This window comes from Okeania sp. KiyG1 (genome assembly GCF_014132355.1).
Classification (GTDB): Bacteria; Cyanobacteriota; Cyanobacteriia; order Cyanobacteriales; family Microcoleaceae; genus Okeania.
In genome coordinates, this window is sequence record NZ_BLZO01000189.1 from 1 (window position 1) to 23852 (window position 23852).

Consider the following 23852-nt stretch of genomic DNA (forward strand, 5'->3'; position numbering starts at 1 on the left):
GATAAAAACATCTGAAAAGTATATCTATAAAGCTTTTAGACAATATTAAATTCCCAAAAATCAGTAAATTAAATCCGTGCTGACACTTACGCTATTTCCGCTATAAATATATCAACTCAGTGTGATCGCTGAGGCTATTTCTAGAAGTAGTGCAACAAAGCAGAAGAAGCGATCTTGACATCCTCCCCGGCCTAAAAGCGCGGGGATTTCACCCAGCCGAAGCCCCTCGCCGGGTTGACGTTTTGCTTCGCATAGCTACCGCTAACACAGGCTGCTGCACCCACCCTCTTGCTCCCTCCCGGGAGGGGATGGGGTGGGTTATGCTTGCCTCCACGTCCGTTTAATGTCTCGGACTGCCCGCCCGCGACTAATATATTTATTGCTGCATTCTCGTCTAAGAACCTGTTTTGCACCACAGTTGAGACACTCCTATTCTCGCACCTGAAGGTCTAACTTTCCACCTTTAAACCCACAGCATGAGCAGGTTTGAGATGTGGGTTCAAGGGCGACTAATTACTCTGAACTCACGACCATATTTTTCAGCAATTCCATCTAGGAATGTTCTGAATTGTCTCCAACCTACCTGATACCCACCCTCTTGCTCTCCCGGGAGCGGATGGGGGTGGGTTACGGTTCTTAATCATACCAGAAACATTGTCATACTTCTAAAACAACTGTTTGGTTTTCACGAATTATTTTAGTAGATAATTTATGTAGAAAATCTGTTAAGCGTATCTTTCAGCTTGGCATGGAATTTAGCTACTCTAACCCGTGCTTTTTCATACCTTTTAGAGCCTTTAGTTTTATTAGATAATGACAAACTTTTACCTTTCTTAACTTCTTAATTCGTTTTTTGAGGGGTTTTGGTGCATCAATCTTTGTATAGCAATGTGCGCTGATATATATACATACTACATATAAATATACAGTAGTATTACAGCAACTGTATGACCTATATTTTTCATAAATTACGCGATCGCGTCTTCGTCAAAGTTTTCAGGATGCTTGTTCAAGTCTTTACAATTGACAGTTTATAATTTATGATCGATAATCTGAAAATAATTAGTGAGTGTTATGGTACATCCTTATAGTCAAGATTTACGCGAACGTGCTCTTAATCTTATTAATAATGGTATGTCTATCAATCGTGTAAGTCGTCTCTTAAAGATAAGCCGACCTACTCTTCATAAGTGGAGAGACCAATATTTAGTAACAGGTTCAACAGTCCCTAAAGCCAGTGTACCTCCTCCTCAAGCACCTAAAATTAAAGACTGGAAAGAATTTGAGAAATTTGTTGAGACTAATCATGATCAAACTCAAAAACAAATGGCTGCAAAATGGGGAAATTGTAGTCGTTTTACTATTAGTAGAAGTTTAAAAACTTGGTTTGACTCGTAAAAAAAAACCTATGGTTATCAAGAAAGAGATGAGTTAGAAAGAGAAAAATTTGCCTTAAAACTGAATCAAATAGACCCAAAAAATATTGTATATGTAGATGAAGCCGGAATAGATAATAGAGAAGATTATCCTTATGGTTATGGAGTGAAAGGGAAAAGAGTACCAGGTATGAAGTCGGGAAAAAGAACTGAGAGAGTAAGTTGGATTGCAGCTATAAATCAATCAAAAATGTTTGCTCCTTTAACATTTACAGGAAGTTGTGATCGTAATTTGTTTGAGAATTGGTTAAAAATTTTTTTACTACCAAAATTACAACAAGGAAAAAGCTATCATACTGGATAACGCAACATTTCATAAGTCAGTTTATATTGAAGAATTAGTGGCTAAAGCTAAGTGTGAAATTTGGTATTTACCACCATACTCACGCCTATTTTAACAAGATAGAACGCTGGTGGTTTGTATTAAAAAATTGGATGAGACAAAGACTCAAATTCTTTGAGAATTTTAGAGACTGTGTGGATGCAGCTTTTATAGAAAATCCTCAAATTTTTCCATAGTAGTGAAAGATATCAATTATTCCTATAGGATTGAGTCGCTCTAGAAAGCGATCGCTGAAAAAATCATAGCGATCGCTCTATTGTCCATATATAGGACTATGCATTAAGGCTCTTGACATTTATAAATCCTGAAAGCCTTTAACATTCGGCTGTTCCCTGTTCCCTAGCACTATATATATAGTATTTACCTAAGTCCTGTGTCTGTTAAATCAAAGTCAAACGCGCGAATCTATCAAACTTTAAGGTAGGCGCGATCGCGACAGCGGAACGGAGTTCTATCGCATGGTTTGTGAAAAATATCTCTCATGTAGCATAACTTTGTCCTATATCAAATACAAGAGTAGTATGTAAATATACCAGCGCTCATTGCTATACCATGTACGGACGTTGCATGCAACGTCCCTACCGTAGCAAAGGTTTTGATACCTAAATCTATACCTACTGAATTATCAGTTTGAGGTAAGATTTCTGGTTGTATTTCTACTACAAAACTCAAGAAATATCTAGTAGGGGCGATTCGCCCCTACAATCTTTGATTACTGTTACTGATGATGGGGCAGCAGGTAACTCTCACAGGCGAAACAACTTTCAGTTTTCCTATCTTGGCGCTTCTAAACTTTGTGTTGACCAATTTTAAACCCTCATGAGTGTAAATCTAGCAGTTTGCGCGTGACTTTCTAATGCATAAATTTAGGAGGTTTAATAGGTCTACCTTTCTGTTAACCTTTAGTCGATTTGAAAAAGTTTGTAGGGGCGATTCGCGTTTGCGCAGCATTCCGCAGGAAATCGCCCCTACGATTTAAATCATTCAATGATTGTTGCAATGGTATAGCAGAAACTTCTGATAACCATTGTCTGTATTCAGTCTTTTTAGCTTGAGTAATAAAAAGCTTTTGTAGTTCAGTATTAGTGGGTTTCTTTTCTGCTGATTTATACTTTTCTTGGCAGCAAGCTAGACTATCATTACAAACCACACGGACACAACCAAATAGCTTTGCGCTCTCGGTATTTTTGTCCGAGTGTGGGATAGATACGATACTTAAATCTAGCTTTCATAATCTAAGTTTTTAACTAACAATATGATACAATATTTATTGAATAAAAACCAATTTAATCGAAAAAAGTGTGCCTGTTTCAATTCACTTACCCTCAAAAAGTGAGAATTTTGGAGTGAAGAGGGCAGAAAAATCAAAGAACAATTATTCCTCCTACCTTTCTCTGTCTTCCGACCCTCCCCACACGAACCACTCCCCACCCCCACACTTTGCTTTTTTCAGCAAACCCTAATTATCCGAACTTGATATAGAGCCTAAAACCTACCACCTTCTCCAAAGTAGGGACATTCCATAGAATATCCCTAAAACCTACCACCTACCACCTACCACCTACTTCAACGTGGCCAAGAAATTCCAGAACTAGCAGCAATATAACGAGCTACAGCAGCAGCACCATAACGGTTTAGATGACTGGGGTCAAAAAAATATTCATTTTTGGCAAGTTGAGGCTGATATAAATTGAAATTTAGGAATGTAAAGCCATTTTCTCTTGCCCGACTCAGCATCCATCGATGAAAGTCTTCTTCCGCAGACCAACGCACAGAGTCTAAATAACTATCAGATAGAGGTAAATTAACAAAAACTAAAAGGAATATTGCGAGATTTAGTAAAATTAACAACAGAAGTTAATGCTGTAGCCTGAGTACCTCCAAGATAAAAACCAGCATAGTCGCCATCATAAAGTCCTGCTACATAAGGTCGTCGCTGATAGTAATAGGAAGGATTAAATCGCCCATCCATTGGCAGAAACCCATTAGCATCAATAGCATTGGCAACATCGGCGATCGCTACTGCTTGTACAAGTTGAGTAGAATATTGAGGATGAGATGTTAAATTTGAGGAGTTTTGCGATAGAGGTTTATAAGAATATTGGGTAGTCTTAAAATAGTCAGGATAAAGAGTATTAGAATTATTCCCTACTCCGGTATTTCCTGTGTTGCTGCGCTTTCCCTCTGTTGCTGCAGGTTCCCATAGCAAGGTTTTCACTTGGTTCCAACCGCTTGGGTCTGTTGCTGACGCGGGGTCGCACTGTTGTTGTCTGTTCACTATAATTAATTTCCATTGCTTCCCCTCGCGATATCTCAAAAGGAGAGTAGGGAGGTGCAAATACATTATAAGGTTTGGGAAACTGATAACAGGTAGAAGCAAAGTTAGATTGAGCGCGAGGTAACTGGGGACGAACACCTGAAAGTAATTTTCTTTTTCCCTCAGAAGCAACAATTGAATTATAAGTTCGATCTACTCGTCCACTATTAAAAGCTCGTACTCCATCCGCCCAAATAATTAATTTTGGCAGTTGATTATTGCTCAAAAGTTGTCGCAGTTGAAAGTCTACTACTTGAGCAGTGGCCCCATTGATGCTAAAGTTAAATATGTTTAACGGACGATTGCCTTTAGCTACTAAATATTGTTGTAGTTGTTGGGGATCGATCCCGTATAAGGCGCGGGAACTACCCACAATTAAGACATCTGGCGGACCGACAGTAGCAACGAAAGATAAGTAAAGCTCTAACTGGGTGTCAAGAACATCACTATTGAAGGAAACAGGATTATATTGAGAACGTGCAGAAGCTGCTTGTTTTTGAGAGTAAGCTAAATTTCTCATATACTCAGCAACTTTTTTCTCAGCAAAAGCACGTCTGGGGTTTCCTGGGGGTACAGCTTGCATCCAAGCAACTGCCTGTACCCATTCTTGGGCAACTTTATCCCACTGTTGTTTAGTTCTCGCGGTCTGAGCTAACTGTGAGCCTTTTGTGGCAAACCTAACTGCTTGACTGAACGGGTCTACAGAAGCACATTGAGTAGCATTGGAATTTTGAGAAACTAGAGAAATTTGTGAGTTATTTTCTTTGGCGGAAGTTAAATCACAGTTATTAACTGATATAAGATTTTTCTCTGAGGTTGGAGATATTTTGCTTTGAAACTTTTGAGTGGGAATACATCCAGCAGTTAGGGTGAGCAAAATAGTTGCTGTCAAAGATTTAAGTAAGCTAGATGAAAGTCTAGTACTATGGAATTGATTTTCTATATTCTGTTGCCAACTACGTTCAGGAGTGGCGTCGGATGAATGGATTCTAGTCATAAAAATTTAGGGATGTGGGAAACTAGGGCGTTTTAACCCCTCGATGAAAACTAACTGACAGGTTTTGACCTGTCATCTAAGTATTGCCTTTCATAATTATTTTCGCTATACTTATACTATATGGCGATAATAGTTGAAATTTATCTGACCCAAAAGAACAAAATCAGGAACTTGTCCATTCAAGAGTTTAAAGCTCTCAAACAGTTGTGTAAATTATCCAAAAATATGTACAATGTAGGCCAATACTGCTGTGAGACAGTTTGATTTTGCAGAAGGTGGGTATCTCAGATACGAATCTAATTATCATCACTGCAAAGATAATGAAAGCGTTTGCGTAGCATTCCGTAGGAAAGCTCCTCTGTAAGAGGCAAATTACCAGCTACTTCAAACCGATATTGCACAACAAACATTAAAAGTTGTTGATAGGTCTTTTCGAGCTTTTTTCAACTTAATAAAAGCTGCTAATGAGAGGCTGTATCGCTTTGAACAAATACCAATGCCTAGATACTTAAATAAAGAGGGGTATTTTCCTTTGATTATACCTCGAATTATTGTCAAAAACGGATATTTTAATATCCCAATGTCTAGGAAGTTTAAGGCTGAGTATGGGTCCGTAAAAATCCCTTTTCCGGATAGATTAATAGATAAAAACCTTAAGGAAGTTAGAGTAATTCCTAGATATGATGCTAGGTTTTTTGAAAGCGTAGCTCCGACCTAGGAGGCAGTTGAATTTATTACTGAAGTTGAACCACAACCAGCCAAAAAAACTGATAAAGCTTTAGCTATAGACCTTGGTTTAAATAATTTAGCTACCTGTGTATCAAATACTGGGTCGTCGTTCATTTTGGACGGCAGAAAACTTAAATCAATCAACCAGTGGTACAAAACGCGAAAATGCACTTATTACAGTCATTAAAGGATAAACAAGGTATTAAAGGGTTGACTAAGAAACAGATTAACATTACAGTCAATCGAAACAATAAAGTAAGGGATTATCTGAATAAAGCAGTTAGATATCTCATTAACTGGTGTAGTCAAAATCAAATATCTACGATTGTTGTAGGTGTTAATCCAGGAATCAAAAAAGATATCAACTTAGGCAAAAAAACTAATCAAAAATTTGTGCAGATACCACAGTATAGTTTGAGATTAAAGTGAAAAGCTATGTGTGAAAGATATGGATTAACTTATTTAGAACAAGAGGAGTCTTATACTTCTAAGGCTAGTTTTTTGGATAGAGATAATATACCTGTTTATCATGGTCATAATTCAACTGAATATAGGTTTAGTGGCAAAAGAATCAAACGTGGTTTGTACAAAACTAAGGAAAATAAATTGATTAATGCTGACTGCAATGGAGCAGCAAATATTGGATTAAAAAGTAACCTGAATGGGTTTATCCCAGACAGACGCTTAGGCATCTTTGGCTATGCCATTAAGGGTTAAATTTGACGTGGATTTATCCCGGCAAATTTATTCTGCTTAAGAATTCGCGTGGATTTATCCTGCGGAATGTCAACTAGATTCCTCTCCATATCTATACATAATATTTGTGATAGATTATAGTACCTTTTTTGGCAAGTTTATTTGCCAAGAGGAAACTGGAAACAGGTTTGATATTAAACTGCTAAAAATCTTTGGATGACTTCTTGACTTAATTCTGTAGTATTTCCTGATGCCACAATTCCTCCTTTTTGCATTGCATAATATCGGTCTGCTTTACGCACAAAATGGAGATGTTGTTCTACCAATAAAACAGAAATACCTCTACTTTTAATAATATTTCTCACCGCAGTTTCTATTTCTAAAATAATAGAAGGTTGAATACCCTCGGTCGGTTCATCTAACAAAAGTAAATTGGGCTTACCCATCAATGCACGAGCGATCGCTAATTGTTGTTGTTGACCCCCGCTCAAATTTCCTCCCATTCTAGATAACATTGTTTTCAGAACAGGAAATAATTCAAATATTTCTTCCAGAATTTCATTTTTTCCTTTTCTATTTTCTTTTCTTGCTTCTAAACCAAGCAATAAATTTTCTTTGACTGTTAATCTGGGTATAATTTCTCTACCTTGGGGTACATAACCAATACCTAGACGAGCGCGTTGGTCTGGTCGGAGAGTAGCGATCGCTTTACCCCATAAATTAATTTTTCCTGTCCGTGGCCTGAGTAGTCCCATTACTGTTTTTAGTAATGTTGTTTTGCCCACTCCATTTCTACCGATTAAACATACCATTTCTCCTGGTTTCACGCTTAAATCAACATCGCGCAAAATATGACTTTCTCCATAAAATACATTTATATTAGATACTTGTAAGGTGGTATAATTAATTTGATTTTGTCCAGTCTTATTCTGTAGATTAAAATTCATAATTTTTTGATGTTTTTTAATTTTATATTTTAATTAAGTAAAAACTATAGTGCTAGAGTAAAAATGACTATCATTGGAACTAGAGAAGCAGCTTTTTTGTTAGGTATTTGTTGTCAACGAGTTAGAGTCCTTCTTGCTCAAGGTAGAATCAAAGGGGCTTACAAGCGTAAAGGATTCTGGCAGATTCCTCTATATATTGACACTCGCCCGTTAAATCAAAGATTATAACGGGAGATTCTTGTTTCAAACTCTTAACTAGGTAACAAATCAAACAAACTGAGTTGCACCCCCGCCAGACCGTCTCCACAAGCATTTTGGTTAACGGTATGCCCTACCGCTATTAGTCCTCTATTTCTAATTACTTTTGCAGCAGCAATATCACGATTTATTTGATAACCACAACTGTTGCAATTGTGACTTCTTTGAGACAATTTTTTTTTCTGTCTATGACCACATCTAGGACATTCTTGAGAAGTATGATTTTTATCAACTTTTGCATAATATTTACCTCGTTTCCAACAAACAAAAGGTAAGATTTCGTTAATAAACTGACCTATTCCACTATCTAAAGATTGCTTCCTGACAATACCTCTAGACCAAGAATTAAAGTTAATATTTTCTACAAAAATATTATCAGCTAAATTGCAAAGTTTATGAGCTAATTTGAAATGCCAATCACGTCTAGTATTAGCTATTTTTTCATGTAGTTTAGCTATTTTATTTTGAAATTTGAACCAATTATTTGACCTAATTGTTTTCTTTTTAAGTCTTCGTTGCAGCAATTTAAGCTCGCGTAGTTTACTTAACAAAAACTTAGGAGATTTAATTAATTGTCCTGTGGAAGTAGCTACAAAACTTTCTATACCTGCATCTAAGCCTAATGAGACTTTACCTACTGGATTATCTGGCACTGATTCTGATGAAGTAAAAGTAATCATCAAATAATAACCACTAGCTTTTTTAACTATCCTAGCTTGTTTAGCTGTCATACCTTCGGGATAAGGTCTACTTTGTCTAATTTTAATCCAACCAAGTTGAGGTAGTTTAACTTTAGTAGAACCTAAACAATTTTTAAGCATTGCAGGAAAAACAAAGCTTCTTAACTTTTTCTTAAATCTAGGAAAGCCTTTACCCAAACTTTTCATCTCAGAAAATGCTTTATCTAAAGTCTTTAAAGTTTGTTGTAATACTTGAGCATTTTCATGTCGGCTCTTAGCCGAAACTGACTTTAATTTAGGATTAGTTTTCTTCGCTATGGTTAGACTTTTTGCTTGATTATTATAACTAGGATAAGGAGTGTCAGCAGGTATAATATATTCCGAAATAATTGAACAACTATTGATTGGTGACTTTTTTGAACTTAACCAGTCTTTACGCTCTCTTAAAGCATAATTATACACACTTCTACATACATCAAGAATCTGATTAATTTCTGCTTCTTGTTGTTTATTTGGTCTAAGTTTGTACTGATAAGTTAAAGCTATCACTTGACAATATTTGATATTTCTATATATACTTACACTGTAACGCAAATTGTATATACAGTCAATGGTTAGGAAAAAAAATTTTGTAGTAAGATTAACTGATGATGAAAAAGAAAGACTAGAGTATTATGCAGAAATTATGCAAGTATCAATGTCTGAAATAATTCAAGATTACTGCAAAAGTTTGCCAAAACGACCTCAAGCTCAATTAAAGGATTCGCTACCGCTCAATTAATTGCTGTTTTAAATTCATCTCACTGTTAAATCAAAGATTATAATGGGAGTCCTCTTTAAACAACACTGATAGAATGCCTGTTGTTATACCAGGTAAAAGAGGTCCTCAAGGTGTTTGGTGTAAGGGGCTACGACAAGCACCAACAAGGATTCATGTAAATCAAAGGAAAATTAAAGCTAATGGTAAGAGAATCAAAAACGATCCTTTGATGACTCCTGAACAACTGGTACCAGTAATTACCATGAAACAAGGAGAGCATAATGATTTGGGTTATCAAATGGAAATTCATGGTGAGTGCCGTATAGTATATCAGCCTTACAATCCTCTATCCTGCGGGGCAACTTTGTGGATAGAAACTTATTCTCCGGTGCAATTTGTTGATACTAAGTTTAATCCTTCAAAAGCAAGGCGACCTTATAGATATACCTGATATTTCAACTTTAAACATTTCAAGTTTTCAGTAAAACCAAGCGCGATAAAATGTTTGGTAAAAATTTCTGTTGCTTTTTGCCTGTAAGCATAGCTTTGTCACATTATTTTTTCGAGCATAGTATGAGCGATCAATTTTTATACTATCAAAATAATCCAACGGATGAAAAATCAATAAAATAGTAATATCAATAATACCAATTTCATAAAATATTGCTAAAATCATAATATAGAGACCAGGGAAAGAAAAGCATTATAAAAAAGAGGAAAAAATGTTTAATTTTTATAATTTATGGAATTGATTATTTTTTATTGTAGGAATAAATTACCAATTAAGATGCAACTACCTTTTTTGAATTTGGTATAAAAATTAGGTTTGAAAACGGAAAAATAGCTTTTCGTTAGCATATTATCATACCTCAAATTTTTTCAACAGCCCCTAAATAAACTTCTATAACTCTTGCATCATTCTGCACCTCATCCATAGTTCCTTCACAAAGTACAGAACCTTGATGTAAAACAGTTACTTTTTTGGCTATTTGACGCACAAATTCCATGTCATGTTCAATGACAATAATTGAATGACTGGCAGCCAAGTTTAACAAAAGAGAACCTATATTTTCTGTTTCCTCATCAGTCAAACCAGCTACGGGTTCATCTACTAATAATAGGTCAGGAGATTGAGCAACTAACATACCTATTTCTAAACGTTGTTTTTCACCATGAGATAAAAAAGCAGCTTTAATATTTGCTTTTCCTACTAAATTTATAGTTTCTAATAAACCAGCCACACTTCTAATTTCTGCTGAAGGAACCTTACGAAATAAAGTAGCAATTACTCCTTTGTGGCGATTGATAACTAAATCTAAGTTTTCTCTAACAGTTAAATTTAGATATACTCTAGGTGTTTGAAATTTACGCCCAATTCCCATACAAGCTATCTTATGCTCGGGAATTTTCATTAAATTCTCACCTCTAAATAATACTTTTCCTATTGTTGGTTGAACTTTGCCAGTAATTACATCTAAAAAAGTAGTCTTTCCAGCTCCATTCGGACCGATAATAACTCGCAATTCACCAACTTTCATAGTGAAATTGAGGTGATTTAGAGCCTTAAAACCATCAAAACTAACGGTTAAATTTTGAATTTCTAAAATTTTTTCTACCACGCTTTTTATCAGTTATCAGTTATCAGTTATCAGCTATCAGCTTTTAGCAGCTCTGGTTTAAATCCCCTTCTAAACGTTTACTGCTGACCGCTTTTTTAATATAGCAATCAGGAATCAGATGTGATAATTAAGGTTTTCCTTTAAAGCATAGAATATAGCAGTTTTCTTATTCTTATATCAATTTGAAAAAAGAATGCTACAAAAATGTAGACATTGATCGGATATGCTTAAAAATAGCTAGTATAATTGATTAAAGTCTCCAATATCTCACAACTCAAATCATATTGCTATAGTTATCAGTAGACATCTCCAACAATAAAAAATAAAATTAACTATCCCACAGAAATTATCAATTCTTTGTCCCTTCTCCCTACTCCCTCTTTTCTGGATATATCTAGTTATCAATTATACAGTAGATTTCATTGTGCTACTTTTGAACTTCAAATGGCTATCACAGGTAAGATAGCTGTATTACTTTTGACTTTTGACTTTTGACTTTTGAATTTCAAGAAGCGATCGCAACTTTAGCCAAGTATATTCTTGCCACCAACCAACTATTCCATTAGGTAATATTGTCACGACTAATAAAAATAACGCACCTTGGAAAAATAACCAGATTTGAGGAAATTGTTCGCTTAAAAAAGTACGTCCGAAATTAACTAATAATGTACCAATAATTGCACCGACTAAAGTTCCTCTACCTCCTACCGCTACCCAAATAACCATTTCAATTGAAAAAGCTACTTCCATATAACTAGGGGTAACAATGCCACTTTGAACTGTATATAATGCTCCAGAAATTCCGGCAATAGCTCCAGAAATAGCAAATACTAAAACCTTAAATTCGGTGGGATTATATCCAGAAAATCTTACTCTAGTTTCATCGTCTCTAATGGCGATTAATAGACGACCAAATCTACCACTGGTTAGCCAAAGACAAATTAAATAAGTGGTGATAAGGCTAATAATTGTTACTTCATAAAATATTAATTGTGCTTGGTCTGAGCCTGCTAAAATACCGAAAATTTTTTCTGTATCTGTTTTTAAACCGTTTGTACCGTTGATTAGTTTTTGTTGACCGTTGAAAAAGTTAAAAAATACCAGTAAAGCTGCTTGAGTAAGGATGGAAAAGTAGACTCCTTTAATTCGATTTTTGAATACTAGATAACCGAGAATTGCTGCCACAATAGCAGGCAAAATTATAATTGCTAAAATTGTGAGAGAAAAAGAGTGAAAAGGCTGCCAAAATAGAGGAAGTTTTTCGACACCGTAAAGAGTGAAAAATTCTGGTAATTCTCCTTCTGGCAATTGTAGTTTTAGGTGCATTGCTAAGGCATAACCTCCTAGTGCAAAAAATATGCCATGACCTAAGCTTAATAAACCAGTGTAACCCCAGATTAAGTCTATACCTAAAGCCACAATTGCTAGAGAGAGAAAACGCCCTAATAATTTTAGTCTAAATCCTGGTAAGGTTAATGGCATTATAATGGCAAATATTAAAGTTATTGGTGCTATTATGCCGATTTTAATTAATAATTTATTATGTTTATTTTTAATCATAAAATTAATGCACTATTTTTTTAGGTGAAACAGTCCACTACAAATTTTACTTCTCCAATTTAACTCTTTCTAAAACACGCTCTCGTATCGTAGAAAATAAGTTTTTACTTTCCATTAAACGCAAGATTATTGGCTCAAAAGCATCACTCGTATCCAACTGATTGCATATATCATTTCGTATCTTGTTGGCGCTATAATGCTGACCTTTTTTATCTCTTAATGCTTCAATAAACTTTACAGATATACCTATTTGTCTGAGTTCTTCTTCTTTTCCAAGCTCAAATTGATCTTTGTCTGAAATATACTCAATACTATTTATTTGAACATCTAAGTAATTATACATCAAAGTTTGTGAGTGTATTGTCGGAACAAAATAAGGAGTGATCACAATAGACGAGACAATTTTTGGATCGTATGCAACAAACAAACTGGTTAAATAATGCCTCAATAAATATGTTCTTTCATAGTATGAAAGAGGGTTCCTTGATGGATAAAAATTTTCTGGCTTCCTATTTCTTGATAAATCTAAAGTATCTAAAGGGTATGGATTTACTATCCCTATAACAATATCATCTCCTTGTCTGTACTCATCAAGCATACTTCTTATTAAGTAACAATGTCCCTTATGAATAGGTTGACCTTTTAATGAAACAAATCTTGTAACCATAAATATGTAATTGTATTGAGGTGTACATTTTTCATCTAGCATCCTGAGCAGGAACTGAGACATAATTTTCTCATTCAAATAATGTCATGTCCGGATAACCAGTGATAAAAAAGTTTTTGTTTGTAGTAGGGCTGAAGCCCTATCTACAACTTAGGGCTAAAGCCCTGCTACAAACTCTAATTAACTATTTAACCAGACATGACGTAACACGCTTCTATGCCTTGGGAACATAAATTATGTTAATTTTTATTTATTTGCGTAAAAGCTTCTCTCTAGATAGAGTATTGTTACCTTGCGCTGTCACTTAACCAAACTTAGTGCATTGTTTCATCTAAAAATGTGCATTACATAAAATTAGAGTAGGTAAATAATTTTGTTTAGGTGCTTAATAATTATTAATTATTAATTATTAATTATTAATTATTAGTTCGTCCTTTTTGGGGAAATAGACCTGCTGGTTTAACTTGTAAAAAGACAATAATTAAAGCAAATACTGTTACTTTTGCCATGCTAGTAGTTGCCAAAAAATTGAATAAGTCAGTTAAAAATTTTAGACTTTCTGTATTTCCCAAAATTAAAGCTATAGTTCCTGAACCAATCAAATAATTTGTAATCCCAATTCCCATAGCAGCAATAACAGTACCAAATAAATTACCTACCCCACCAACTACCACAACCATAAAAGCATCTACTATATAATTTTGCCCTGTATTCGGACCGACTGAACCTAATAATGTAATTGCACAACCAGCAATTCCAGCTAACCCCGAACCCAAAGAGAATGTAATAGCATCAATCCGGTCTGTTGGAATACCCAAACAAGCACTCATACTTCTATTTTGAGTAACAGCTTTAATTCTTAAACCCCAATTTGATTTATTCAAAAACAAGTAAATTCCTAGCAAACTTATGGCAGTTAATATAATGATAAAAATTCGAGAATAAGGTAATTGAAACTCACCAATAGGTAATCCACCCTGTAACCAAACAGGGGCAGTAACATCAACATTTCTAGAACTAAACCAAGGTTTTGTTAATCCAGGACTTGTCAATAAAAATCCCAAAGTAGTAGCGATCGCTAAAGACAGGAAACAAATAATTGCTATTGCTAAATTTTTAATTTTTTCCCAATCAGAACGACGTTTTTTGAGCAAATAAAGACTGCCAAAATAAAACAGACAAAAAACTGTTATCCCAATAATTAATACTCCATTTACACTGCGGACAAATTGACGCAAAATCAGACTAACTCCCCAAGTTGCTAGTAGAGTTTCTAAAGGTCTACCATAGAGAAAACGTATCACCCCTTTTTCTAAAATTAAACCAGCGATCGCTACAACTATAAAGGCAATAGGAATGGCGAAAAAAATATATATATTAGACATAGGTGAACCTATGCTATTACAAATATTTTGAACTACGAAAGTAGTATAAGCACCTAACATCATTAATTCACCATGAGCTAAGTTAATTACTCCCATTAGTCCAAAAATGATAGCTAATCCTAGAGCGACAATTAATAAGACTGAACCAATACTTATGCCGTTAAATATAGCGATTAATAATTCTTGCATTATATTAAGGAAGAAGGAAGAGGGAAGAAGGAAGAAGTGAAAAAGAGGAAGTTAGTCATCTTTAGATGACTAGGGGTAGCTGATTTATTATGACTAATTAATGAGACCTGATATGAAAATCTATTTAAGATTTCTATAGTCATCATTCAGGAGCTTTTTGCTAAGTATTCAGCTATTAGTTTGAGCATTCAGCTTTTTCAAGTAGAGTTTAAATGAAGCAAAAATTAGCTTAATTTCTACTACATTTTCAACCCTAAATTTAAACCAGAATAACAAGTATATCTAGTCATCAACTACAATTAATAAAGCTGATAACTGATAACTGATAACTGTTAACTAACTTTGTATTCAGCTATTAGCTTGAGCATTCAGCTTTTTCAAGTAGAGTTTAAATGAAGTAAACATTAGCTTGACTTCTACTACATTTTCAACCCTAAAATTAAACCAGAATAACAAGTATATCTAGTCATCAACTACAATTAATAAAGCTGATAACTGATAACTGATAACTGTTAACTAACTTTGTATTCAGCTATTAGCTTGAGCATTCAGCTTTTTCAAGTAGAGTTTAAATGAAGCAAAAATTAGCTTAATTTCTACTACATTTTCAACCCTAAATTTAAACCAGAATAACAAGTATATCTAGTCATCAACTACAATTAATAAAGCTGATAACTGATAACTGATAACTGTTAACTAACTTTGTATTCAGCTATTAGCTTAAGCATTCAGCATTTTCAAGTAGAGTTTAAATGAAGCAAACATTAGCTTGACTTCTACTACATTTTCAACCCGGAAATTAAACCAGAATAACAAGTATATCTAGTCATCAACTACAATTAATAAAGCTGATAACTGATAACTGTTAACTAACTTTATATTCAGCTATTAACTTGAGCGTTTAGCATTTTCAAGTAGAGTTTAAATGAAGCAAACATTAGCTTAACTGCTACTACATTTTCAACCCTAAAATTAAACCAGAATAACAATTATATCTAGTTATCAACTACAATTAATAAAGCTGATAACTGTTAACTAACTTTGTATTCAGCTATTAGCTTGAGCGTTCAGCATTTTCAAGTAGAGTTTAAATGAAGCAAACATTAGCTTAACTGCTACTACATTTTCAACCCTAAAATTAAAGCATAATAACAAGTATATCTAGTTATCAACTACAATTAATAAAGCTGATAACTGATAACTGATAACTGATAACTGTTAACTGACTTTGTATTCATTTATTAGCTTGAGCATTCAGCTTTTTCAAGTAGAGTTTAAATGAAGTAAACATTAGCTTGACTTCTACTACATTTTCAACCCGGAAATTAAACCAGAATAACAAGTATATCTAGTCATCAACTACAATTAATAAAGCTGATAACTGATAACTGTTAACTAACTTTATATTCAGCTATTAACTTGAGCGTTTAGCTTTTTCAAGTAGAGTTTAAATGAAGCAAACATTAGCTTAACTGCTACTACATTTTCAACCCTAAAATTAAACCAGAATAACAATTATATCTAGTTATCAACTACAATTAATAAAGCTGATAACTGTTAACTAACTTTGTATTCAGCTATTAGCTTGAGCGTTCAGCTTTTTCAAGTAGAGTTTAAATGAAGCAAACATTAGCTTAACTGCTACTACATTTTCAACCCTAAAATTAAAGCATAATAACAAGTATATCTAGTTATCAACTACAATTAATAAAGCTGATAACTGATAACTGATAACTGATAACTGTTAACTGACTTTGTATTCATTTATTAGCTTGAGCATTCAGCTTTTTCAAGTAGAGTTTAAATGAAGTAAACATTAGCTTGACTTCTACTACATTTTCAACCAGAAAATTAAACCAGAATAACAAGTAACTCTAGTTATCAACCACAATTAATAAAGCTGATAACTGATAACTGTTAAAGCTGATAACTGATAACTGATAACTGTTCACTGATCAAGCTGTTAACTGACCTTATATTTACCACCTTTATTAGGGTCACTCCAGTCACAAGCAAACCCCTTAGTTGCTGGAACAAATTGATTCCAAGGTATAGGCTGAATAGCTCCTTCAGTAGACCAAACTATATTAAATAAACCATCATCACGAACTTGACCTATTCTCACAGTCTTAGAAATATGATGATTAGCATTCATAGTAACCAAACCTTCAGGAGCATCAAAAGTTTGTCCGATAGCCGCCATTCTTACTGCTTCTAAATCATCAGCAGTACCAGCTTTTTCCACTGCTTGTTTCCAAAGATAAACCATAATATAAGCAGCTTCCATTGGGTCATTTGTTACTCGGTCTTCACCATATTTTGCCTTAAAATCTTCCACCCATTTTTTATTAGCCTCTGTCTCAACAGTTTGGAAATAATTCCAAGCAGCATAATGACCTATAAGAAACTCTTTGCCAATTTGTCTAACTTCTTCCTCAGCAATACTTACCGACATAACCGGATATTTTTCCGGAGTAATACCAGCACCTTTCAACTGTTTAAAAAAGGCAACATTACTATCACCATTAAGACTATTAAAAATCACTCCACCATTAGGTAAAGCTTGTTTAATCTTAGTAATAATCGGAGTAACTTCCGTATTTCCTAAAGGTAAATAATCTTCACCAACAGTAGTACCACCCTTAGCCTTTAACTGCTCCTTAATAATCGTATTTGCAGTACGAGGAAAAACATAATCAGAACCAACCAAGAAAAATTCCTTTCCCTTATTTTCCAACAACCAATCTACAGCAGGTTCAATTTGTTGATTAGGAGCAGCACCCGTATAAAAAATATTTTTCGAGCATTCTTGACCCTCATATTGCACCGGATACCAAAGCATATGATTCTTAGATTCAAAAACAGGCAAGACTGATTTCCGAGAAGCAGAAGTCCAACAACCAAAAACAGTAACTACCTGGTCTTGCTCAATAAGTTTATTTGCCTTTTCGGCAAAAGTAGGCCAGTCAGAAGCACCATCCTCTACAACCGCCTCTATTTGCTTACCTAATACACCACCAGCAGCATTTATTTCCTCAATAGCTAACTTTTCTGCTTCAACTACCGTAGTTTCACTAATTGCCATTGTGCCACTGAGGGAATGGAGAATACCCACTTTAATTGTGTCAGTCCCAGATGTAGTATTATTAGCGCCACCACAAGCTTTGAGAAAAATACTCGTACCTAAAGCAGCTGAACTATAAATTAAGAATTTTCTGCGTTCTAATCCTTTACCCATCACAAAAATACTTCACTATAATTAATTTCAAACTCAACTGTACCAGGACTTAGGCATTTTTAACTGAAACAGCGGGAAGTCCAGGACTGTAATTTTCTATTCAGAGTCGAGATGTTTGCGTAGCATTCCATAGGAAAAAAAGTCCCCGTCGCATTGGCAACGTACAGAAGTTAGGAGTCAGAAGTTAGATTTAATCGGTTAAAAACTTTGACAATACAATAGTTTAATGTTAGTTATTATTTTTACTTCTCCCCCACTCCCCTACTCCCCTGTTCAATAATGAGATTGTTGTCATTTTTGCCTTCTATTACCGAATAATTAAGGTTTAAAGCCTCTCCTTTAAAGGAGAAACAAGCGGTCGGGGGATGGCGAGGTCTCCTCGCCATATCCAATCGACCAAGAGAGAAAAAATTTTCCTTTTATTCAATCCTCTCCCTGAAACGAAGAGGTAATTATCAATTATCAATTATTGAATTCTTGCTAAGATTAGTTTAACTTTGATTTTAGCGTTTCTGAATTATGAACAAAAACAAATTGATAATTATCTGTTTATCAATAATTATATTAGTTTCAGTAGGGCTGAATTTCCTATTTTTTAACAGAAGTAGAAAATTTTATTTACAATTAAACTCCCTACAATTAAATCCACTTGCCATAAAATTTTATCCTGTTGATGCTAATCCCAAACAGACTAAAAATCCCAATCAAAAAATATAGTTTTTTTGGAGATTCTCGTGCCCGTGGTTGGAATTCGCCTAAAGGTTTTGATGATTTTAATTTTATTAATCGAGGTATTTCTGGGCAAACTACAGCGCAAGTTTTAGGAAGATTGAATCAACATATTAAACCTTTGTCTCCAGATATTGTAATAGTTCAAGTTGGCGTCAATGATTTATACAGAATTCCAATATTTCCTGATAATAAAGAGACAATTATTTCTGAGTGTAAATCAAATATAAAAGAAATTGTCAGGCAATCTCGTCAGCTTGGTGCTGTTGTGATTCTGACAACAATTTTTCCTATGGCAGAAGTACCTCTTGAAAGAAAAATTTTTTGGTCGCCAGATATAGTAGTTACAGGAATTAAGGAAGTAAATGATTTTATTTATTCATTGGAAAACGAAGATGTAATAATTTTTGATACAAGAGATATTTTAGTAAATCAACAAGGAAAAGTTAGGGCAGAATATAGTAGAGATTTTCTCCATCTTAATCGAGCAGGATATAAGGTATTAAATGAACAATTAATGCCTGTTTTAAAAGGTTATAGATTTGGTTTGATTTGAATATAGCAATTTTTGTACTTATCAGGTGTAAAATTCGTTTGTTTTAGGCAACATCAAATCAGAAAACAACAGTACCTTACCAATGGATAATTGATAATTAATCAATTCTGTTTAAAGCCTCTCTTAATAATTAATAATTAATAATTAATAATTGATAATTGATAATTGATAATTGATAATTGCGGAAAGCTTTCCTTTCCTGCGGAATGCTACGCAAACGGAAGATGAAAAACAAAGTGATGCGCCAGCAAAACAAAAATAATTATCCATTATCCATTATCAATTGTTAAAGAGGTAATTATCCATTATTCATTATTCATTATCCATTATCAATTAATGAACTTTCATGGTTAATAGTAAATGTAGTAGCTAGTATTATTTTGATATAGTAATTCTAAATGATTTGTGAGGATTTTTCTAATAGTTAATATTGACGAAAAATCTTGAAAATTCTGACTCCTAAATCGTAACTACCACAAAAATATTACAATTGAAATAGGATGGCTATAGTTATCAGGAATTAATCGCCTACTATCTGAAAATAAATATTTTTATTTAGATAAAAATTCTAGGTAAATCCGGTTAAAATAAGACTAAAACTAATCTTGAAATGTATTAATATACATACTCATCTACTTTTTTTCTTCCTTTATTCCTTATTCCTTACTAAAAAGACTAGGCATTATCCCTTTTAATCTCATTATCTGGTCTGTAAGGTTCTTCTCGTAATATATGACTAACTAATAGTTTTAGATAGAATAAAGGAAGAAACCATTCAAGTCCTACAGGTGTTTCTAACAGATAAATCGACAATACAATGGCTATACTATACAGAGTCAGTGCAACAGGACGTTGAAGATATAGTGGTATTATCAGAATTACTGTAGAAGCCACAACCAGATAGCCACCCACCGTAAAGATCCAGATAAAATCGAAGTCCATGTACAAGCAAGCGATCGTAGTAATTTGGACAAAATGAAGCAAAATGAAAGACATATGTTCTGTGAAACCTTGACCAGCACGGTGATACCAACGCTTCCCACTTGATGTTGAGTTAGTGATTATCCCGCCCATGATATCAAACCCAATGACAAAACAAATCAAGTATTGTGTTACTGACCATCCAAATTCACCTAAATACCCATAATATGCAGCAACAAAACCTGCAAATATCGGTACAACTGACTGTAAAATCATCTCTAGACGAGTAGCTCCGGGGCCACAAAATTTGTCAATACCACCTTTAATACCCAAGCGTGGTTCAGGAAAGTTCCAATCTATTTTCATAGTATTTCCAAGTTAAAGATACTAAGTAATAATTTAAAAATAACACTTTAAATTCCCTTTTCAAGTTATCCCTTTTTCTTCAATTATTCTTTCTGATTATAGAGCGATCGCCTGAAATTTTTCCAACATTTTTTGATTAGCTGACTGCCATAAACTTCGTTGATTTACCTCTAATAATCTTTCTGCCATATCCCGTAATACCCAAGGATTTTTGAATCAAAAGGTTGGGTAACAATGACAAAAATATGACTTGACTTTCTCATAAAAATTTTAACTATTTATGGGTACAAATTACTTCTAAATTATCAATTATGAATTCTCAATTATTCCTTCTGCATTCTGAATTCTAAATTCTCAATTATTCCTTCTAATTCGAGAGTGATCGCCTGCAATTTATCTAAGGTTTTTTGATTAGCAGAATGCCATAACCCTCGTTAATTTGCTTCTAATAATCTTTCTGCCATATCCCGTAATACCCAAGGATTTTTTGAATCAAAAGGTTGGGTAACAATGACAAAATATGACTTGACTTTCTCATAAAAATTTTAACTATTTATGGGTACAAATTACTTCTAAATTATCAATTATGAATTCTCAATTATTCCTTCTGCATTCTGAATTCTAAATTCTCAATTATTCCTTCTGCTTCGAGAGCGATCGCCTGCAATTTATCTAAGGTTTTTTGATTAGCTGACTGCCATAAACTTCGTTGATTTGCTTCTAATAATCTTTCTGCCATATCCCGTAATACCCAAGGATTTTTGAATCAAAAGGTTGGGTAACAATGACAAAATATGACTTGACTTTCTCATAAAAATTTTAACTATTTATGGGTACAAATTACTTCTAAATTATCAATTATGAATTCTCAATTATTCCTTCTGCATTCTGAATTCTAAATTCTCAATTATTCCTTCTGCTTCGAGAGCGATCGCCTGAAATTTTTCCAACATTTTTTGATTAGCAGAATGCCATAACCCTCGTTAATTTGCTTCTAATAATCTTTCTGCCATATCCCGTAATACCCAAGGATTTATTGAATCAAAAGGTTGGATAACAATGACAAAATATGACTTGACTTTCTCATAAAAATTTTAACTATTTGTGGATACAAATTACTTCTAAATTCTCAATTTTAAATTCTCAATTTTAAATTCTGAATTATAAATTCTCAATTATCCCTTCTGCTTCTAGAGCGATCGCTTGCAATTTATCTAAGGTTTTTTGATTAGCTGACTGCCATAAACCTCGTTGATTTGCTTCTAATAATCTTTCTGCCATATCCCGCAATGCCCAAGGATTTTTTGCTTGTATAAATGATTGTACATTCTCATCAAAAATATAAGTTTCTGCTACTCCTTGATACATAAAATCTTCGACACATTTTGCTGTAGCATCGTAGGCAAATAAATAATCTATTGTTGCTGCCATTTCAAAGGCTCCTTTATAACCATGACGCATGACTCCAGCTATCCATTTAGGATTAACTACTCTGGAACGATAAACTCTAGCAATTTGTTCTTTTAATTGTCGAACTTTAGGATTTTCTGGCATGGAATTATCGCCAAAATAAGTATCAGGATTTTTGCCTGTTAAAGCACGAATTGCTACAGTCATTCCACCTTGGAATTGATAATAATCATCGGAGTCTAATAAGTCATGTTCTCTATTGTCTTGATTATGCAAAACTATTTGCATTTGTTGGAGACGTTGGGAAAATGCTTCGGGAGAATTTATCGCTCTAGCTTCCTGGTTATAACTATTATTAATTCCTGTATAAGCATAACTACTCCAATTAATATAAGCTCTGGCTAAATCTTGGTCATCTTGCCAATTTTGAGATTCGATTAAACCTTGTAAACCTGCACCATAAGCTCCTGGTTTAGAACCGAATATTCTATATTGAGAACGTGCTTTTGCCTGAATTTCAGTTAATCCTAATTCTTGCCAATATTTGACTTCTTTTTTGACTTGAGCAGCTAAAGGATTTTCTGTTGGAGTTTCATCTAAATTAGCCACAGCAATAACAGCTTGGTCGAATAAATCGATAATATTAGGAAAAGCATCTCGAAAGAAACCAGAAATTCTTAAAGTTACATCCACACGCGGTCTTCCTAATATTGAAATTGGCAAAATTTCAAAGTCGATAACTCTTCGAGAAGGTCTATCCCAGACAGGTTTTACTCCTAATAAAGCAAGTGCTTCAGCAATATCATCTCCACCAGTCCGCATCGTAGAAGTTCCCCATACTGATAACCCCAAAGTTTGAGGATATTCACCATTTTCTTGAGTGTATCTTTCAATTAAATTTTCTGCTGCTAATTGCCCTATTCTCCAAGCAGTTTCTGTGGGAATGGCACGAATATCCACAGAGTAAAAATTCCGACCTGTGGGTAAAACATCTGGTCTACCTCTTGTAGGAGCGCCAGATGAACCACTAGGGATATATTTGCCATCTAATCCTATTAATAAGTTAGTAATTTCTTGATTAGTTTTTTGCAGAGAAGGTAAAAGATTTTGGCGAATCCATTCTAATTCTTTGTTTGTCTGTGGGAAGGGAGAGTTAATCAGATTTTGGTTAATTAAATTTTCGACTAAATTAGCTACTTTTTGCTCGATTAACTCAACAGCATCACCCAGGGTACGACAAGATTTTCCATCTATAAATAAGTTGTGATTAATAATTGTAGAAAAATCGTCGGTTAGAGGGTCAAACTCTAAACCTAAATCTTCAGCTAAAGCACGAGTTAAACCCAAACGAGTACTACTAGGATGACGAGCGATCGCTATGATTAAATCTCGTAGTTGTTGACCTTGAGGACATTGCCCAAATATATGTAAACCATCACGAATTTGTGCTTCTTTTAATTCGCAGAGATAACCATCTACATTAGTAATTAATTTCGCAAATCTAGCATTTTCATCATTTTCAAATTTCTCTTCTCTTTTTAAGGGTAGAGAGGGGGTAAATAAATATTTTTCGGAACTAGATAACTCGGAAGTTACACCTTCTGTTTCTGTGGAAAATTTCTCCTGATTTTGCTCAGAAGGCGAGAGGAAGTCTGAGTCTTTTTCAGAACTAGAGAAGTCGGGAGACAAACTTTCTATTTCTGTGACAAATTGCTCCCTATTTTGCTCAGAAGAGCGAGAGGAGGTCTGAGTCTTTTTCGGAACTGGAGGAGTTGGAAGTTACACCTTCTGTTTCTGTAGAAAATTTCTCCTCATTTTTCTCCGTAGGACGGAGAGACTCAGAAGCTAAACTTTCTGTTTCTATGACAAATTTCTCCTGATTTTGCTCAGAAGGCGAGAGAAAGTTTGAGTCTTTTTCGGAACTGGAGGAGTCGGAAGTTACACCTTCTATTTCTATGACAAATTTCTCCTGATTTTGCTCAGAAGGCGAGAGGAAGTCTGAGTCTTTTTCGGAACTGGAGGAGTTGGAAGTTACACCTTCTATTTCTG

23 protein-coding genes and 3 pseudogenes are annotated in these 23852 nt (G+C 34.3%); 9 read left to right on the forward strand and 17 right to left on the reverse strand.

What is annotated here, in order from left to right; genetic code table 11:
• The first annotated feature begins 1074 nt into the window (after window positions 1-1074).
• A pseudogene (locus tag SAGCYANO_RS42435) lies at window positions 1075-1955 on the forward strand (IS630 family transposase).
• Window positions 1956-2427: 472 nt separating this feature from the next.
• The gene (locus SAGCYANO_RS42440; protein ID WP_202225503.1) at window positions 2428-2592 is read left to right on the forward strand and encodes a hypothetical protein; all 165 of its coding nucleotides are present in this window, start codon (window positions 2428-2430) and stop codon (window positions 2590-2592) included.
• Window positions 2593-2674: 82 nt separating this feature from the next.
• Here SAGCYANO_RS42440 and SAGCYANO_RS42445 read toward each other — a convergent pair whose 3' ends face one another.
• From SAGCYANO_RS42445 to SAGCYANO_RS48710, 5 genes are all read right to left on the reverse strand, one after another.
• Window positions 2675-2929, reverse strand: a complete 255-nt coding sequence (locus tag SAGCYANO_RS42445; protein ID WP_202225504.1) for a hypothetical protein — start codon at window positions 2927-2929, stop codon at window positions 2675-2677.
• A gap of 416 nt (window positions 2930-3345) precedes the next feature.
• Complete coding sequence (locus SAGCYANO_RS42450) at window positions 3346-3552, reverse strand: hypothetical protein (protein ID WP_202225505.1); 207 nt, start codon at window positions 3550-3552, stop codon at window positions 3346-3348.
• 31 nt (window positions 3553-3583) lie between these two features.
• Window positions 3584-3988, reverse strand: a complete 405-nt coding sequence (locus SAGCYANO_RS42455) for a hypothetical protein (protein ID WP_202225506.1) — start codon at window positions 3986-3988, stop codon at window positions 3584-3586.
• The gene (locus SAGCYANO_RS42460; protein WP_202225507.1) at window positions 3921-5093 is read right to left on the reverse strand and encodes a hypothetical protein; all 1173 of its coding nucleotides are present in this window, start codon (window positions 5091-5093) and stop codon (window positions 3921-3923) included. The genes SAGCYANO_RS42455 and SAGCYANO_RS42460 overlap by 68 nt, the downstream gene beginning before the upstream one ends.
• A gap of 714 nt (window positions 5094-5807) precedes the next feature.
• A complete protein-coding gene (locus SAGCYANO_RS48710) occupies window positions 5808-5936 on the reverse strand; it encodes a hypothetical protein (protein ID WP_255502902.1) in 129 nt (42 codons plus the stop codon).
• On the opposite strand from SAGCYANO_RS48710, the gene SAGCYANO_RS48715 reads away from it, so the two are divergent.
• From SAGCYANO_RS48715 to SAGCYANO_RS42475, 3 genes are read left to right on the forward strand one after another with little or no spacing between them, the layout of a single operon-like run.
• The gene (locus tag SAGCYANO_RS48715) at window positions 5878-6009 is read left to right on the forward strand and encodes a transposase (RefSeq protein ID WP_255502903.1); all 132 of its coding nucleotides are present in this window, start codon (window positions 5878-5880) and stop codon (window positions 6007-6009) included. The two genes, SAGCYANO_RS48710 and SAGCYANO_RS48715, sit on opposite strands and share 59 nt — an antisense overlap.
• Complete coding sequence (locus SAGCYANO_RS48720; RefSeq protein WP_202225508.1) at window positions 5988-6251, forward strand: IS200/IS605 family accessory protein TnpB-related protein; 264 nt, start codon at window positions 5988-5990, stop codon at window positions 6249-6251. The genes SAGCYANO_RS48715 and SAGCYANO_RS48720 overlap by 22 nt, the downstream gene beginning before the upstream one ends.
• Before the next feature lie 6 nt (window positions 6252-6257).
• A complete protein-coding gene (locus tag SAGCYANO_RS42475) occupies window positions 6258-6539 on the forward strand; it encodes a hypothetical protein (RefSeq protein ID WP_202225509.1) in 282 nt (93 codons plus the stop codon).
• Window positions 6540-6712: 173 nt separating this feature from the next.
• Here the strand turns inward: SAGCYANO_RS42475 and urtE are convergent, their stop codons facing one another.
• On the reverse strand, window positions 6713-7465 hold the full coding sequence (urtE, locus tag SAGCYANO_RS42480) for an urea ABC transporter ATP-binding subunit UrtE (protein ID WP_202225510.1): 753 nt from the start codon (window positions 7463-7465) through the stop codon (window positions 6713-6715).
• A 63-nt stretch (window positions 7466-7528) separates the two neighbouring features.
• On the opposite strand from urtE, the gene SAGCYANO_RS42485 reads away from it, so the two are divergent.
• Window positions 7529-7693, forward strand: coding sequence for a hypothetical protein (locus SAGCYANO_RS42485; protein WP_307786319.1), 165 nt, complete (start codon window positions 7529-7531; stop codon window positions 7691-7693).
• 23 nt (window positions 7694-7716) lie between these two features.
• On the opposite strand, the gene SAGCYANO_RS42490 is transcribed toward SAGCYANO_RS42485, so the two are convergent.
• On the reverse strand, window positions 7717-8952 hold the full coding sequence (locus tag SAGCYANO_RS42490) for an RNA-guided endonuclease TnpB family protein (protein WP_202225511.1): 1236 nt from the start codon (window positions 8950-8952) through the stop codon (window positions 7717-7719).
• A gap of 61 nt (window positions 8953-9013) precedes the next feature.
• Between SAGCYANO_RS42490 and SAGCYANO_RS42495 the strand changes: the two genes are divergently transcribed.
• Window positions 9014-9184, forward strand: a complete 171-nt coding sequence (locus SAGCYANO_RS42495) for a DNA-binding protein (RefSeq protein ID WP_202218385.1) — start codon at window positions 9014-9016, stop codon at window positions 9182-9184.
• Between the two features lie 73 nt (window positions 9185-9257).
• Window positions 9258-9614: a DNA-binding protein gene (locus tag SAGCYANO_RS42500; protein WP_202225512.1), complete on the forward strand. Its 357-nt coding sequence runs from the start codon at window positions 9258-9260 to the stop codon at window positions 9612-9614.
• Window positions 9615-10032: 418 nt separating this feature from the next.
• On the opposite strand, the gene urtD is transcribed toward SAGCYANO_RS42500, so the two are convergent.
• The 5 genes from urtD to urtA all read right to left on the reverse strand — a co-directional run bounded on the left by urtD (window position 10033) and on the right by urtA (window position 17821).
• On the reverse strand, window positions 10033-10782 hold the full coding sequence (urtD, locus tag SAGCYANO_RS42505) for an urea ABC transporter ATP-binding protein UrtD (RefSeq protein ID WP_202225513.1): 750 nt from the start codon (window positions 10780-10782) through the stop codon (window positions 10033-10035).
• Between the two features lie 471 nt (window positions 10783-11253).
• Window positions 11254-12342 carry an urea ABC transporter permease subunit UrtC gene (gene urtC, locus SAGCYANO_RS42510; protein WP_202225514.1) on the reverse strand — a complete coding sequence of 363 codons (1089 nt, stop codon included), beginning with the start codon at window positions 12340-12342 and terminating at the stop codon, window positions 11254-11256.
• Window positions 12343-12388: 46 nt separating this feature from the next.
• Complete coding sequence (locus tag SAGCYANO_RS42515) at window positions 12389-13009, reverse strand: hypothetical protein (RefSeq protein ID WP_202225515.1); 621 nt, start codon at window positions 13007-13009, stop codon at window positions 12389-12391.
• Window positions 13010-13425: 416 nt separating this feature from the next.
• Complete coding sequence (locus SAGCYANO_RS42520; protein WP_202225516.1) at window positions 13426-14583, reverse strand: branched-chain amino acid ABC transporter permease; 1158 nt, start codon at window positions 14581-14583, stop codon at window positions 13426-13428.
• Between the two features lie 1963 nt (window positions 14584-16546).
• Window positions 16547-17821 carry an urea ABC transporter substrate-binding protein gene (gene urtA, locus SAGCYANO_RS42525; RefSeq protein ID WP_202225522.1) on the reverse strand — a complete coding sequence of 425 codons (1275 nt, stop codon included), beginning with the start codon at window positions 17819-17821 and terminating at the stop codon, window positions 16547-16549.
• Between the two features lie 673 nt (window positions 17822-18494).
• Between urtA and SAGCYANO_RS42530 the strand changes: the two genes are divergently transcribed.
• Complete coding sequence (locus SAGCYANO_RS42530) at window positions 18495-19106, forward strand: SGNH/GDSL hydrolase family protein (RefSeq protein WP_202225517.1); 612 nt, start codon at window positions 18495-18497, stop codon at window positions 19104-19106.
• A 675-nt stretch (window positions 19107-19781) separates the two neighbouring features.
• On the opposite strand, the gene SAGCYANO_RS42535 is transcribed toward SAGCYANO_RS42530, so the two are convergent.
• From SAGCYANO_RS42535 to SAGCYANO_RS42555, 5 genes and pseudogenes are all read right to left on the reverse strand, one after another.
• Complete coding sequence (locus tag SAGCYANO_RS42535; protein ID WP_202225518.1) at window positions 19782-20393, reverse strand: hypothetical protein; 612 nt, start codon at window positions 20391-20393, stop codon at window positions 19782-19784.
• A gap of 96 nt (window positions 20394-20489) precedes the next feature.
• A pseudogene (locus tag SAGCYANO_RS42540) lies at window positions 20490-20594 on the reverse strand (hypothetical protein); the annotation flags it as partial.
• A 397-nt stretch (window positions 20595-20991) separates the two neighbouring features.
• Window positions 20992-21156 (reverse strand): annotated as a pseudogene (locus SAGCYANO_RS42545) (cobaltochelatase subunit CobN); the annotation flags it as partial.
• 398 nt (window positions 21157-21554) lie between these two features.
• On the reverse strand, window positions 21555-23492 hold the full coding sequence (gene cobN / locus SAGCYANO_RS42550; RefSeq protein ID WP_375340104.1) for a cobaltochelatase subunit CobN: 1938 nt from the start codon (window positions 23490-23492) through the stop codon (window positions 21555-21557).
• A gap of 37 nt (window positions 23493-23529) precedes the next feature.
• Window positions 23530-23852: hypothetical protein (locus SAGCYANO_RS42555; RefSeq protein WP_202225521.1), on the reverse strand; the 323-nt coding region annotated here is incomplete at its 5' end.

What these genes read in the sequence shown, in the direction of transcription:
- SAGCYANO_RS42520 (WP_202225516.1), bottom strand. Translation starts at nt 14,583, where the DNA reads ATGCAAGAATTATTAATCGCTATATTTAACGGCATAAGTATTGGTTCA.
- SAGCYANO_RS48710 (WP_255502902.1), bottom strand. Translation starts at nt 5,936, where the DNA reads ATGAACGACGACCCAGTATTTGATACACAGGTAGCTAAATTATTTAAA.
- SAGCYANO_RS42485 (WP_307786319.1), top strand. Translation starts at nt 7,529, where the DNA reads ATGACTATCATTGGAACTAGAGAAGCAGCTTTTTTGTTAGGTATTTGT.
- SAGCYANO_RS42495 (WP_202218385.1), top strand. Translation starts at nt 9,014, where the DNA reads ATGGTTAGGAAAAAAAATTTTGTAGTAAGATTAACTGATGATGAAAAA.
- SAGCYANO_RS42460 (WP_202225507.1), bottom strand. Translation starts at nt 5,093, where the DNA reads ATGACTAGAATCCATTCATCCGACGCCACTCCTGAACGTAGTTGGCAA.
- SAGCYANO_RS42530 (WP_202225517.1), top strand. Translation starts at nt 18,495, where the DNA reads ATGCTAATCCCAAACAGACTAAAAATCCCAATCAAAAAATATAGTTTT.
- SAGCYANO_RS42475 (WP_202225509.1), top strand. Translation starts at nt 6,258, where the DNA reads ATGTGTGAAAGATATGGATTAACTTATTTAGAACAAGAGGAGTCTTAT.
- SAGCYANO_RS42515 (WP_202225515.1), bottom strand. Translation starts at nt 13,009, where the DNA reads ATGGTTACAAGATTTGTTTCATTAAAAGGTCAACCTATTCATAAGGGA.
- urtE (WP_202225510.1), bottom strand. Translation starts at nt 7,465, where the DNA reads ATGAATTTTAATCTACAGAATAAGACTGGACAAAATCAAATTAATTAT.
- SAGCYANO_RS48720 (WP_202225508.1), top strand. Translation starts at nt 5,988, where the DNA reads ATGCACTTATTACAGTCATTAAAGGATAAACAAGGTATTAAAGGGTTG.
- urtA (WP_202225522.1), bottom strand. Translation starts at nt 17,821, where the DNA reads ATGGGTAAAGGATTAGAACGCAGAAAATTCTTAATTTATAGTTCAGCT.
- SAGCYANO_RS42500 (WP_202225512.1), top strand. Translation starts at nt 9,258, where the DNA reads ATGCCTGTTGTTATACCAGGTAAAAGAGGTCCTCAAGGTGTTTGGTGT.
- SAGCYANO_RS42535 (WP_202225518.1), bottom strand. Translation starts at nt 20,393, where the DNA reads ATGAAAATAGATTGGAACTTTCCTGAACCACGCTTGGGTATTAAAGGT.
- urtC (WP_202225514.1), bottom strand. Translation starts at nt 12,342, where the DNA reads ATGATTAAAAATAAACATAATAAATTATTAATTAAAATCGGCATAATA.